The organism is Gordonia gummivorans, assembly GCF_022513585.1.
GTDB lineage: Bacteria > Actinomycetota > Actinomycetes > Mycobacteriales > Mycobacteriaceae > Gordonia.
The window spans coordinates 35,876-48,594 of the sequence record NZ_JAKWBF010000038.1; the positions used below are offsets into that span (position 1 = coordinate 35,876).

Here is a 12,719-nt window from a genome sequence, read left to right on the forward strand (position 1 = left end):
GCCTTCTCGATCGTTGGACTAGAACGTTCTAGTAGAACGTTCTAGGGTAGGGTAGGCGACGCACCTCACAACGGTCAAGAAGGAGCTGGCAACGTGGCCCGACAGCAGCGGCCGACGCTGATCGACGTGGCGGAAGCCGCTGGAGTCTCCAAGGCGCTGGTGTCCATCGTGATGCGAGGCGCACCCGGCGCCGGCGCCGCCACCAGGGAACGTGTGCTGCGGATTGCTGCCGAGATGGGCTACGTGCCGGATCAGCGTGCTCGCAATCTCCGTTCGACGGCCACGGGCGTCCTCGGGGTCACCTTCGAACTGCGGGAACCGTTCCACGGCGACCTGGTGGATGAGATCTACGGGGCGGCGGCCGATGCCGGACGCGACGTCCTCATCAGCGCCGTGACCGCGCGACGTCCCGAATCCGTTGCCCTGCAGACCCTCCTGCGTGAGAGGTGTGAAGCAGCGATCCTGGTGGGCTCGCGATCGAACCCCGGCGAGATCGAGCGTCTCACCGAACGCATTCCGGTGACCCTGGTCGTCAGCGAAGCAGCGCCGGCCGGCGCCGGCGACGTTCGCGGCGATGATGCCCACGGCGTGCAGTTGGCCGTCGATCATCTTGTCTCACTGGGCCACCGGCGGATTGCCCATATCGACGGCGGTGATGCGCCGGGGAGCCGCGTGCGCCGGGAGGCCTTCGTTCGGTCGATGGCGGTTGCGGGGTCGATGGCCGCGCATCGACACACGAGGTCGGCGTCGGTGATCGGTGGCGGGATCACGGCCGTCGACGGTGCTCGCGCGATCCGCGGATTGCTCGAAGCAACGTCGGCCGCCGACGAGTTTCCGACGGCGATCCTCGCCTTCAACGACGAATGCGCGACCGGTGTCATCGACGTACTCGTCAGGGCCGGCAAACGTGTGCCCGAGGACATCTCGGTGATCGGATACGACGACGCGCGATTCGCGTCGCTCTTGCCGGTGCCGCTGACGACGGTGTCCCAGGACGCGCACGGGCTGGCACGTCATGCCCTCGAGGCCGTCGTGGCCATGGCCGACAACGAAACCCCACGCCGAATCGTGGTTCCCCCGAAACTCATGGTCCGCGCGACCACCGCTGCACCACCCCGATGATCAGATTGTCGAGACCTCGTCCACCAACCCCCATCGCAGCGCAGTCGGGGCGTCGAGAGTTATCCCCGACAAGACCAGGTAGGCACTCCGCCATCGTCCGATCCGACGCGGGATGCTGTAGGTTCCGCCCGCACCCGGGATCAATCCGATGCCGAGTTCGGGCAGTCCGAACCGGGTGTCGCGGTGCGCGACGACATGCCCGCAGAACGCCGCCATCTCGAGTCCGCTGCCGATTACCTGCCCGTGCACAGTCGCCCGACACCGAGTCCCGAGGCGCGCCCGCACGGCGTCGAGCGCGAGGGCCGGGCTGTGCCGGGTCCGTGCGATGTGCGCCGAGGCGGGGTCGTCGAAACCGCCGAACTCGGCCAGGTCGCCGCCGCTGCAGAAGGACCTTCCTGCGCCGCTGAGTTCGACGGCGGAGATCGACGGGTCGTGATGGGCGACGGTGAGTGCTGCGAGGAGTTCCGATCGCATCGCATCGTTGAACGCGTTGTGACGATGCGGTCTGTTGAACACGATACGGAGCGTGTCGCCCACGCGATCGAACTCAACCGGAGAACCACTGGAGGTGACCGTCGCGTTTGACGGACCGCGCTCCAACAGCCAACGCGCAAACTCCGGGCCGGCCTGCAGGGTCGAATACGCGAGCGACTCGGTGATCAACGCGGACCGCAGCGAACCGGAAGTCAAAGCCGACGCGAACACGTCGGCGTTGACGCTCGCGGTGATCGGAAATCGCTTGCAGCGCTCCGAGATCGCGACGACCGCATCATCGATGGATTCGACCCATACGCACCGGATGTCGTCGGTGTCGACCTCGGTGAGCGTGAAGCTGGCGGTGTCGAGCCAGTGGGAGGATACGAGGCGCTCAGGCGATAGGGCCACGGCAATGATCGGCGGCGCAATCGCACTGACCGCTGGTAGCTCGATGTCGGGAGGCGCCTCGGCCTCGACGATCCGTAACACCGGTACGCCACCTGTTGCAGATGAGGCTGTCCCAGACATCTCTCCTTCCTACATGCTGCGCACGACCAAGGTACTCACATCCCGGCCGGTGGATGTCCCAGGCAGAACACGGCACCGAACGGGTCGGTGAGCGCGGCGAGCGTTCCGTACGGCGTCTCCTCGCCGGCCATGAGGACGCCTGCACCGAGTCCCTCGGCCTGCTTCACGGTCGCCGCCACGTCGTCGACGCAGACATACACCTGCCAGAACGACGGCACCTCGGGCGGAAAGAGCTTGACGGAGTCCATGATTCCCGAATAGGAGTTCTCGCCGACGAACACCTGCCCGTAATGATCCGGTCCGATCGCGTCGGGGTCGCCGCCGGTACCGATCTCCTCGATCCGTGCCCCGATCGCCGAGCGATAGAACTCGAGCGACTTCGCGTAATCCTTGCTCTGACACTCGAACCAGTACGGGGTGCCGTGCTCGCCCCACTCGACGAATCCGGGATGGGTGTTCGGCTTCCAGAAGCCGATGACCGCGCCCGCCGTGTCGACGGCCACCATCATCGTGCCCATGTCGCCGACGTCCATCGGCGGCACCATGATGCTGCCCCCGGCCGCCTCGACGGCTTTGACCGTGGCATCCGGGTCGTCGGTATGCAGGTACACCGACCACACGTCCGACGGTCCGTTCGGGTCCATCACCGGACCCATTCCGGCGACGCGGTGTCCGTTCTTGACGAAGTTCCGGTAGCCACCGAAGTCGGGGTTGGCGTCCTCTGCTTCCCAGCCGAACAGGGCGCCGTAGAACTCGGCGGCCTTGTCGGGCTCACTGCTCATCAGGTCGAACCAGATCGGCGCGCCGAGGGGCGCGGAGTACTCGGCCATGGTGTGTCCTTTTCTCACGAATGTGGGTTGTACAAGTCGGCAGACCCCCAGCCTTGCCGAAACTCATCGTCGGAGGTGGAGGAACCCGAGCGAAAGTTGCGATGAGTTCGGTGTCCCAGTGTGGTCCACAGCTGTGACAGATACTCCGCCGGCGAAAGGACCAGGTATGAACGCCGACTACATCGAGATCGCGGCCAATCAGATGATCGACTTGGCAGCCAAGGTGACCGATGACCAACTCACCCGTGCGACGCCATGCGACGGTACGGATCTTTCCGGGCTGCTCGCGCATGTCATTGGTCTCAGTGCGGCGTTCGCGGCGGCGGGGCACAAGGAGTTCGGACCGTTGACATCCACGCCCCCGAATCCGGGCGCCGAAACCCTGCCGGACTTCTGGTGGGCCTCGCTCACCGGCAACCTGCGTGACCTCGTCCTGAGTTGGCAGCGGCCCGACGCGTGGGAGGGTATGACACAGGCGGGAGGCTTCGAGGCGCCCGCAGAGGTTCTCGGCACGGTCGCGCTCAGCGAGCTCGTCCTCCACGGTTGGGACGTCGCGCGATCGATCGGCGTCGACTACACGATTCCCGACCCCGTCGCGTCCGCCGTGTTCGATCTTCACCATCCACCGGAACCGCAGAGCGAGCGTGACGGGATGTTCGGACCCATCGTCGAGGTGCCCGAGGATGCGCCCATTCTCGATCGACTTGTCGGACTCGCGGGGCGCCAACCGTTTTGGCCGCATGGCACGCTGGAGGAATGACTTCTCCCGGCCGAATCGACCGGTTACGCGGCCTTGTGTGGCCGATCGCCTGCGTCGCGGGCTTGCTTCTCGTCGCGCTCGCGCAGGTCAAGTGGGGTGTGTCCGACGAGGGCGTCCGACCGTCGATCACCGGGTTGGGTCGTGTGTCGGTACCCGGCGCGGCTGCCGAGGACGTGGAGTACTTCTTCGACGGCCAGACCCGGCGACCCGGTCTGATCGTCATCGCCGCGGGTGCGGTGGTCGCGATTGCGGCGGCACTCGGCTGGTGGCGGGCGTCGTTGCGGAGGCCGGCCATCGTGGTCGTCGGCGTCGGTGCTGCCGTGGCCCTCGGAGTCGCGATCGTGACGCTGAGCGACCCGGCCGGTCATCTGTTCTCCGAACGTCTCACCGAAGCGCTCGACCTGGATCTGCCGACGATGCAGCCCGGCTATGGACTGATCGGCACGCTGATCGTCGGTGTTCTGGTGTTGGCACTGGCGGTGTTCTGGGCTGCGACGTCGTGGAGGCGCCCTACCCGAACCGACGAATCGTCTTGATCGGCGGCATCCGGTCGAGCGGGGTGAACCCGATCGGGACACCGTTGGGTCCGTACGCGTTGAAGACCTGGCCGAACCCGGCGTAGATGCCGATGTGGCTGGCGTCGCGCCAGAACACGATCGCGTCGCCCGGCGCGAGGGCGCTCATCGGGATCGCGTGACCCACCCGGGCCTGCTGCTGACTGACGCGTGGCAGCCGGATTCCCGCGGTACCGAATGCCCATTGGACCAGGCCGGAGCAGTCCCACGAGTTCGGTCCGACGCCGCCCCACTTGTACGGCTTGCCGATCTGCGTCATCGCTGCCGACAGCGCCTGCAAACCGGCCGGCGTCGAGATCGGCAGGTAGATCTCCACCGAACCCGATGACCCGGATGACCCGGTGTCGGCCGACGCGGTGGGTTCGCCCGCGGCCAGGGCGACACCGGTGGCCATGACGAGCGCAGCGCCGATCGCCGCGACACGGCAACGGAGACTCGACACGCGATCCAGGGTGACCCCTCGGTTCGGGGAAGTCTCAGGTTGCGGTTGAGATGTTATCGATGCGTGACCTTCACCTGCGGGTCACCAGTAGCCGTCGGGGTCGCTCTCGGGTGACTCGGCGGGAATGATGCCCTCGGCGACGCCGTGGTCGATGCTCGCCGACAGCCGGGGGCAGGTGGGCATCATGGCGGTGTTGCCGCCCTGCTCACGGATGCGTTCGAGTTCATTGCAGCGGGCCCGCGCATCGGCGTTCCACTGCACGCTCGTGTGGAACGAACTGGTCTTCTTGACCATGACGCACGCGTGACACGATCGGCACTCGATCTCGGTCATTCCGCCCCGCAGGTAATGCTCGCGGTCGCGGGCGGTCGCGGCATGCACGGCGGCCAGACGGTCGGGATCGCCGCCGAAATCGGGTGCCTTGGCCCAGCCGATCTGGCTGTCGGCGGTCGGACGTTCGGCGGCGCGGGTCATCGCCTCAGACCTCGGCCGTTTGGACGGAGTCGTCGGCGTCCTCGGACTCCTTCGCGGCCTCCTGCATGCGCAAGTTCTCCTGGATCTCGACACCCCAGCTCTCCAAGGCCTTCTCGGTGTCGATCTCGTACTCGAAGCGCTGGGTCATCTCGTCGGTGACGTCGGCCTTGTCGACGTAGAACTGCTCGTACCAGCGTCGCAGTTGGTAGACCGGGCCGTCTTCTTCGACGAGGAGCGGATTGTCGATGCGGGTCTTATGCTTCCAGATCTCGACGTCCTGCAGGAATCCGACCTCGACGCCGGCGCTGATCTTCTTGGCCATCTTGGCGGCCTGCTCGTTGGTGAGACCGTCGGGGACCTTGGCCATCACCCCGTACATCAGGACGAAGGAGTTGGCGTCGATCGGGTAGTGGCAGTTGGTGAGGATGGTCTCGACCGCGAACTCGCCGTAGTACTGGATCATCGGGTTCAGCATGTAGGACGGGCCGTAGTACGCCGCGATCGACTCGAGCCGGCTGTCGCCGTAGTTGGTGCCGAGCGTGACGTCGGGGCGGCCGTGCGAATTCATGTACTGCGCAGCGGTTTCGCCCTCGAAGACGTTCTTGAAGTAGTCGGGCAGGGCGAAGTGCACGTAGTAGAAGTGCGCCATGTCGACGACGTTGTCGATGATCTCGCGGCAGTTGGAGCCCTCGATGACGATCCGGTTCCACGTCCAGGCGGTCCACTCGTCGGACCCGACCTCGTCGAGCGCCGGGATGATGCAGTCCTCGGGTGGCGCGTTGCCCTCGGGGTCGTTGTAGACGAACACCTGGCCGTTGCGGACCATCGTCGGCCACGACCGGGTCTTGGCCAGCTTGGGATTGCGTTTCGCGTAGGGAACTCCGGCGCAGCGGCCGTTGCCCTTCCACTGCCAGCCGTGGAAGGGGCAGGCGACGTTACCGTCGTCCTTGATGCTGCCCTGGGAGAGGTCGGCACCCATGTGGCGGCAGAAGGCGTCGAGGACGTTGAGCTTCACCTCGCCGTTCTCGTCCCGGGTTGCCCACACGACCAGCTTGGTGCCGAAGATCTGCACCGAGTGCGGCTTGCCGTCGTCGAACTCGTCGATCAGGCCGAGGCAATGCCAACCGCGTGCGAACCGGGAGGGCGGGGCGCCGGTGTCGATCTCGCGCACTCCCGGCTCTTCACCGCTGCGCGTGGAACCGACCGTCTCGGGTGTCGCCGACATTCGTCTCTCCTGTCACTCGACTCGCGTTGCGTGGATCCGCAGACGAACGCGGACCGCATGATGCAATACTAGAACACGTTTCAATAGTGATCCGTCAATCGGGTCGAGTGGTCCAGGTCTGTCCTGGAAATGGGCATAAAGTCCCAGTACTCGACATAAATGAGAACGTGTTCTAATCTCGAGTCTGACGACGATGATGGCCGGCCACCGAGGTCGGCGACTACGGAGTAGGAGTGGACGATGCGCAGCGAAGCCGCGGAGCAGGTCCTGGAGAAGATCAACGCACTGTTGCCCGAGATCGAGCAGCGCGCGCAGCAGACCGAAGACCTGCGCCGCATCCCCGACGAGACGGTGTCGAGTCTGGAAAGCGCAGGCTTCTTCAAGCTGATGCAGCCCGAGCAGTGGGGCGGCTACCAGGTCGATCCGGTGACCTTCTACGAGGCGGTCCGTCGGATCGCGACCGCATGCGGCTCCACCGGCTGGGTGGCCGGGATCATCGGTATCCACAACTGGCACCTCGCCCTGTTCGACCAGCAGGCGCAGGAGGACGTCTGGGGCGCCGACACCTCGGTCCGGATCTCCTCGTCCTACGCGCCCATGGGTATGGGTGAGGTCGTCGACGGCGGTTACAAGGTCAACGGCAACTGGGCGTTCTCGTCGGGCTGCGAACTCGCCGACTGGACCTTTGTCGGCGGCCCGGTGATCAAGCGGGGCAAGCCCGTCGACTTCGTCAGTTTCTTGCTGCCCCGTTCGGACTACACCATCAAAGATGTGTGGAACGTGGTGGGACTCAAGGGAACCGGCTCGAACACGCTGGAGGTCAAGGACGCATTCGTCCCGACGCACCGCGTTCTGAGCATGCGCACCATGGCCGAGTACAAGAGCCCGGGCCTGGAGCGCAACACCGCACCCGTCTACCGGATGCCCTGGGGCACAATTCACCCCAGCACGATCTCGACACCGATCGTGGGCATGGCCTACGGCGCCTACCACGCGCACGTCGAACATCAGGGCAAGCGCGTGCGCGCCGCCTACGCGGGCGAGAAGTCCAAGGACGATCCGTTCGCCAAGGTGCGTATCGCCGGCGCCGCCAGTGACATCGACGCCGCGTGGCGTCAGCTGTCGGGCAACCTTGCCGCCGAATACGAACTGATCCTGCAGGGCGAGGAGCCCCCGATGGAGATGCGCACCGCCGCCCGGCGCGACCAGGTCCGCGCAACCGCTCGGGCCATCGCGTCCATCGACAGTCTCTTCGAGAACTCCGGTGCCGGAGCGTTGAACCTCGACTCGCCGATCCAGCGGTTCTGGCGCGACGCACACGCCGGCCGGGTGCACGCCGCCAACGATCCCGAGCGCGCGTACGTGGCGTTCGGCAACAACGAGTTCGGGATTCCCATCGGCGACACCATGGTCTGACTTCTCGAGGCTCGCAAGGTCGCACCGTTACCGCTCCCTGAGGTGCGAGGAGCGCAAGCGACGAGCCTCGAAGGGCCTGGCAACACTCGACAAAAAGCAGTTCCAAGGAGTCATCACATGAGTGACAGCAGTCCGATCAGATCGCTGGGATACATGCGCATCGAGGCCACCGACATGGCCGCGTGGCGGGAGTACGGACTCAAGGTTCTCGGCATGATCGAGGGCAAGGGGTCCACCGAAGGTGCGCTGTATCTGCGCATGGACGACTTTCCCGCACGTCTGGTGATCGTGCCGTCCGACCGCGACCATCTCGGTAGCTCAGGCTGGGAATGCGCGAATGCGCAAGCGCTACAGGATGTTCGCAACCGGCTGTCGGCCGCGGGCGTTGTGTACCGCGAGGGCAAGGACGAGGAACTGGCCGATCGTCGTGTCGTGGAGATGATTGTCTTCAACGACCCGGCCGGCAACACGCTGGAGGCGTTTCACGGTGCGGCACTGGAGCATCGGCGCATCGTCAGCCCGTACGGGCACCGGTTCGTCACCGAGGAGCAGGGGCTCGGGCATGTGGTGCTCACCTGCGACGACGACAAGGCCGCACTCGAGTTCTACCGCGACGTCCTCGGCTTCAAGCTCCGCGATTCGATGCGTCTGCCCCCGCAGGTCGTCGGACGTGAAGAGGGCGAGGAGGTTCCGTGGCTGCGGTTCCTCGGCTGCAACCCGCGCCACCACTCACTCGCGTTCCTGCCGATCCCCAACGAGACCGGCATCGTGCATCTGATGGTGGAGGTGGAGAACTCCGACGACGTCGGGCTGTGCCTCGACCGCGCGCTGCGCAAGAAGGTGAAGATGTCGGCGACCCTCGGCCGCCACGTCAATGACCTGATGCTGTCCTTCTACATGAAGACCCCGGGTGGGTTCGACATCGAATTCGGTTGTGAAGGAAGAACCGTCGACGATCACGAATGGATCGCACGGGAGAGCACCGCGGTCAGCTTGTGGGGGCATGACTTCACCGTCGGGTTCAAAGGCTGACATGACACAGACCCCATACGGAACTGCCGAGTTCGACTCTCGGCAGTTCCGGACGGCAATGGGTCAGTTCTGTACCGGCGTCACCGTGATCACCACGTTCGAGATCGGCGACGACGGTGTCGGCCGACCGGTCGGGTTCGCGTGTCAGTCGTTCGCGGCGCTGTCGCTCGATCCGCCGCTCGTGCTGTTCTGTCCGCAGAAGACCTCGCGCACCTGGAAGGTCATCGAGAAGACCGGGAAGTTCTGCGTCAACGTCCTGTCGAATCGCCAGCAGGATGTGAGCGCGACGTTCGGTGCGCCCGGCGACGACAAGTTCGCGTCGATCACCTGGGACCCGTCACCGGCTGGGTTGCCGGTGATCCGGCATGCGCTGACGTGGGTCGAATGCGACATCGAGCAGGTCACCGACGGCGGAGATCATTTCATCGTCATCGGGCGGGCGATCACCCTCGGTGACGTCCTGCAGGACAAGCCGCTGCTGTTCTACCGCGGCGGCTACCTGTCGACCGAACACCCGCGGGTCACACCCGCGCAGGCCGAACTCGAGAACTTTCTCACCTGGACCGGAGGAGACACCTGGCTATGAGCGCCACGGTCATGGCACCGACTTCGGTGGCCAAGCCCTTGACGGATGCGATCGCCGAGGCGGAAAAGCTCATCGCTTCAGCGGAATTCGTGGATAGCGAACAAGATCTGGCGGAGGGATACGACTACCTCGCCGGCAGCATCGCGGCGATTCTGCAACTCGTGCGGTCCCGTCAGAAGACTCACCCGAACTTCATCACCTCGACGGGCCCGTCGACCAAGATGGGCCTCGACAACCCGGACACCCTCTACTACCACGCCGACGTGGAAGATTCCGGCACCTACATCGTGCGGGGACATCGGGGTGGCACAGCAGATCTGAGCTTCCAGGTGCTGCGCGGCGACTACACGCCGTCGGAGGTGCCCGGCGGCGACGACGCGTTCGACGACCGACGCATCCCCATCGACGCCGACGGCAACTTCGAGATCACCTTCGGGCCCCCAAAGGAATCCGCAACGGACGGATACTTCGTTCTCCCCGAGGGAGCATCGATGCTCTCGGTGCGCGAGGTGTACAGCGATTGGGCGGTCCGGAAGGGATCGATCTCCATCGAGCGCGTCGACACCGTGGGCACCGCACCGGAAGAACCCGACCTGGCGCGGGTGGTGCGCCGGTATGCCACGGCCGGAAAGATGCTGACCTCGCGGATCAACACCTGGTTCAACTTTCCCAAGTGGTTCTACCTCGACGAACCGGTCAACACCTTCACCCCGCCACGCCTGACGCCTGGTGGGCTGTCCACCCAGTTCTCCTCGGTGGGCCATTTCCGGCTTGCCGACGACGAGGCCATGGTGATCACGGTCCCGAAATCGGATGCGCCATACCAGGGTTTCCAACTGGGGTCGATGTGGTACATCTCGCTCGACTACGTCAATCACCAGACGAGCCTGAATTCGTCTCAGGCGCAGGTTGATCCGGACGGCATGATCCGCATGGTGGTGTCGCGCCGCGACCCCGGCATCGCCAACTGGATCGAGACGACCGGCCGGGTGACCGGAATTCTCCAGTTCCGCTGGCAGCGCGTGGCCGCACCTATCACTCCCGAGCAGGGACCGAGTGCACAGGTCGTGGACTTCGACGACGTCGCGGCGCATCTGCCCTACCTCGATTCGAACCGGATCGATGACAGCGGGTGGCGGGATCGAATCGCTGCGCGGCAACGCGCTTTTGCCGAAAGGATGCTCGGATGACCGGCGTGCTCGACGGGAAGGTTGTCGTCGTTTCCGGGGTCGGTCCCGGGTTGGGTCGGTCGATCTGTCTGCGGGCGGCTGCTGCCGGGGCGTCGGTGGTGTTGGCCGCGCGCACCGAGTCACGCCTGAAGGAGGTCGCCGCAGAAGTCGACGCTGCCGGTGGGACATCGCTGGTGGTGCCGACCGACATCACCGACGACGACGCGGTCGACGGACTTGTGCGGTCGGTGCTCGACGAGTTCGGCCGGGCGGATGTACTGGTCAACAATGCGTTCGCGCTTCCGTCGATGAAGCCGTTGGCGCGCACCGACTTCGACCAGATCACCGCAAGCCTGGACCTGACCGTTCTGGGCACTCTTCGTGTCATCAAGGCGTTCACCGACACGCTGGCCGAAGCCGACGGCGCGATCGTCAACATCAACTCGATGGTGATCCGCCATTCCGAACCCCGATATGGCAGCTACAAACTCGCGAAGTCTGCGTTGCTTGCGATGTCGCAGACCTTGGCGACCGAACTGGGCGGCAAGGGGATTCGGATCAATACCGTCGCGCCCGGCTACATCTGGGACGACCAGCTGAAGTGGTACTTCGGCGAGGTGGCCAAGAAGTACGACATCACGCCCGAGCAGGTGTACGAGCAGACGGCCGCCAAATCCGATCTCAAGCGTCTACCCGAACCCGACGAGATCGCCGAGGCCGTCGTCTTCCTGGCGTCACCCATGGCCAGCGCGATCACCGGTCACACCCTCGACGTGAATTGTGGTGAGTACCATGACTAGTTCGCCGACGAGCACGGGAAGCCCGCGGACGTCGGTCGGTACCGTCGAGGATCTGCATGCGTCGGCCACCCGGGCCACCGGCCTGGACGACTTCGGCGACGACGCCTACCTGGAACCGCTTGGTGTACTGCTGGATTCGTATCGCACCGAGGCAGGCCTGACGGAGCTGGGCAGCAAGATGTTCCGGTTCTTCCTCAAGGGTGCGCTGATCGCGCGTCTGCTGAGCGAAGCGGCGTGGAAGGCGAATCCGGGTTACGCGGATGTCGAGATCCGACGCCCGATCTTCGTGACCGGCCTGCCACGCACCGGTACCACCGCGCTGCATCGACTACTCACTGCAGATCCCGGTCATCAGGGCTTGGAGATGTGGCTGGCCGAGTTCCCGCAGCCTCGGCCGCCGCGCGACACCTGGGCCGACAATCCGGTGTATCAGCAGATCGATGCCGGGCTGGCGCAGCATCACGTCGAGAATCCCGAATTCATGGGGTTGCACTACATGGATGCCGGCGAGGTCGAGGAGTGCTGGCAACTCCTGCGGCAGAGCGTCATGTCGATTTCCTACGAGTCGCTGGCGTACTTGCCGACGTACTCACAATGGCTCGCCGGGCAGGACTGGACTCCGGCGTACCTGCGCCACAAGCGGAACTTGCAGATGATCGGGTTGAATGATCCCGAGAAGCGTTGGGTTCTCAAGAATCCCAGCCACCTGTTTGCGCTCGACGCGCTGATGGCGGCGTATCCCGATGCGCTGGTGATCCAGACGCACCGCGAGCCGAAGACGATCATCGCGTCGATGTGCAGCCTGGCCGAGCACGCGACGCCGGGCTGGTCGACCACCTTTGTCTGCGACACGATCGGCAGCGCTCAACTCGAACTCTGGTCCCGTGGACTGCGTGAGTTCTCGGCGGCGCGTGGGCGATACGACTCGTCGCAGTTTCTTGACGTCGACTTCGCCGATCTGCGCAACGATCCGATGGGGACCGTCGAGCGGGTGTACGCGGCGCTCGACGCGCCGTTCACCGACGACGCGCGCAAGGCTGTCGTGGCCCTCGATGAGGAGAGCAAGACCGGGGACCGCAAACCGCAGCATCGATATCAGCTGTCTGACTACGGACTCGACGAGCAGACGGTGGCGGCTGCTTTCGCGGGCTGACCCGTCGAGTTCGGTGAATGGCCCTCCGCCGCTCCCTGATCCGAAGAGTCGGTGACTGCCTGTCGGGCTGGGGAATTGGGGGGCTTGTGCCGGCGTCGGTCCCCTGAAACTTGGGGATGAGTTTCTTCCC

The 12,719-nt window shown here is 65.1% G+C and carries 14 protein-coding genes; 9 read left to right on the plus strand and 5 right to left on the minus strand.

Annotated elements, in window-relative coordinates:
• Nucleotides 1-93: 93 nt before the first annotated feature.
• Nucleotides 94-1,122, plus strand: a complete 1,029-nt coding sequence (locus MKW15_RS21535) for a LacI family DNA-binding transcriptional regulator (RefSeq protein WP_240861933.1) — start codon at nt 94-96, stop codon at nt 1,120-1,122.
• On the opposite strand, the gene MKW15_RS21540 is transcribed toward MKW15_RS21535, so the two are convergent.
• A complete protein-coding gene (locus MKW15_RS21540; protein ID WP_374247819.1) occupies nt 1,123-2,088 on the minus strand; it encodes an enoyl-CoA hydratase/isomerase family protein in 966 nt (321 codons plus the stop codon). It abuts the gene before it with no gap.
• A gap of 74 nt (nt 2,089-2,162) precedes the next feature.
• On the minus strand, nt 2,163-2,957 hold the full coding sequence (locus tag MKW15_RS21545; RefSeq protein WP_240861937.1) for a VOC family protein: 795 nt from the start codon (nt 2,955-2,957) through the stop codon (nt 2,163-2,165).
• A 166-nt stretch (nt 2,958-3,123) separates the two neighbouring features.
• Here MKW15_RS21545 and MKW15_RS21550 point away from each other — a divergent pair, with 166 nt between their 5' ends.
• Nucleotides 3,124-3,717: a TIGR03086 family metal-binding protein gene (locus MKW15_RS21550; RefSeq protein ID WP_240861939.1), complete on the plus strand. Its 594-nt coding sequence runs from the start codon at nt 3,124-3,126 to the stop codon at nt 3,715-3,717.
• The gene (locus MKW15_RS21555) at nt 3,714-4,253 is read left to right on the plus strand and encodes a hypothetical protein (protein ID WP_240861940.1); all 540 of its coding nucleotides are present in this window, start codon (nt 3,714-3,716) and stop codon (nt 4,251-4,253) included. The genes MKW15_RS21550 and MKW15_RS21555 overlap by 4 nt, the downstream gene beginning before the upstream one ends.
• Here MKW15_RS21555 and MKW15_RS21560 read toward each other — a convergent pair.
• The 3 genes from MKW15_RS21560 to MKW15_RS21570 form a co-directional block, all read right to left on the minus strand.
• Nucleotides 4,228-4,686, minus strand: coding sequence for a C40 family peptidase (locus MKW15_RS21560; protein ID WP_240861963.1), 459 nt, complete (start codon nt 4,684-4,686; stop codon nt 4,228-4,230). The genes MKW15_RS21555 and MKW15_RS21560 overlap by 26 nt on opposite strands.
• Before the next feature lie 129 nt (nt 4,687-4,815).
• Nucleotides 4,816-5,208: a hypothetical protein gene (locus tag MKW15_RS21565; RefSeq protein WP_240861943.1), complete on the minus strand. Its 393-nt coding sequence runs from the start codon at nt 5,206-5,208 to the stop codon at nt 4,816-4,818.
• 4 nt (nt 5,209-5,212) lie between these two features.
• Nucleotides 5,213-6,433 carry a Rieske 2Fe-2S domain-containing protein gene (locus tag MKW15_RS21570; RefSeq protein ID WP_240861947.1) on the minus strand — a complete coding sequence of 407 codons (1,221 nt, stop codon included), beginning with the start codon at nt 6,431-6,433 and terminating at the stop codon, nt 5,213-5,215.
• Between the two features lie 240 nt (nt 6,434-6,673).
• Between MKW15_RS21570 and hsaA the strand changes: the two genes are divergently transcribed.
• From hsaA to MKW15_RS21600, 6 genes are all read left to right on the plus strand, one after another.
• Nucleotides 6,674-7,849: a 3-hydroxy-9,10-secoandrosta-1,3,5(10)-triene-9,17-dione monooxygenase oxygenase subunit gene (hsaA, locus tag MKW15_RS21575; RefSeq protein WP_240861949.1), complete on the plus strand. Its 1,176-nt coding sequence runs from the start codon at nt 6,674-6,676 to the stop codon at nt 7,847-7,849.
• A 117-nt stretch (nt 7,850-7,966) separates the two neighbouring features.
• Nucleotides 7,967-8,881: an iron-dependent extradiol dioxygenase HsaC gene (hsaC, locus tag MKW15_RS21580; protein WP_240861951.1), complete on the plus strand. Its 915-nt coding sequence runs from the start codon at nt 7,967-7,969 to the stop codon at nt 8,879-8,881.
• 1 nt (nt 8,882) lies between these two features.
• Complete coding sequence (hsaB, locus tag MKW15_RS21585; protein WP_240861953.1) at nt 8,883-9,467, plus strand: 3-hydroxy-9,10-secoandrosta-1,3,5(10)-triene-9,17-dione monooxygenase reductase subunit; 585 nt, start codon at nt 8,883-8,885, stop codon at nt 9,465-9,467.
• Nucleotides 9,464-10,657, plus strand: a complete 1,194-nt coding sequence (locus tag MKW15_RS21590; protein WP_240861955.1) for a hypothetical protein — start codon at nt 9,464-9,466, stop codon at nt 10,655-10,657. Before hsaB ends, MKW15_RS21590 begins: the two co-directional genes overlap by 4 nt.
• On the plus strand, nt 10,654-11,436 hold the full coding sequence (locus MKW15_RS21595; RefSeq protein ID WP_240861957.1) for an SDR family oxidoreductase: 783 nt from the start codon (nt 10,654-10,656) through the stop codon (nt 11,434-11,436). The genes MKW15_RS21590 and MKW15_RS21595 overlap by 4 nt, the downstream gene beginning before the upstream one ends.
• Nucleotides 11,429-12,589, plus strand: a complete 1,161-nt coding sequence (locus MKW15_RS21600) for a sulfotransferase family protein (RefSeq protein WP_240861959.1) — start codon at nt 11,429-11,431, stop codon at nt 12,587-12,589. Before MKW15_RS21595 ends, MKW15_RS21600 begins: the two co-directional genes overlap by 8 nt.
• Nucleotides 12,590-12,719 lie beyond the last annotated feature (130 nt).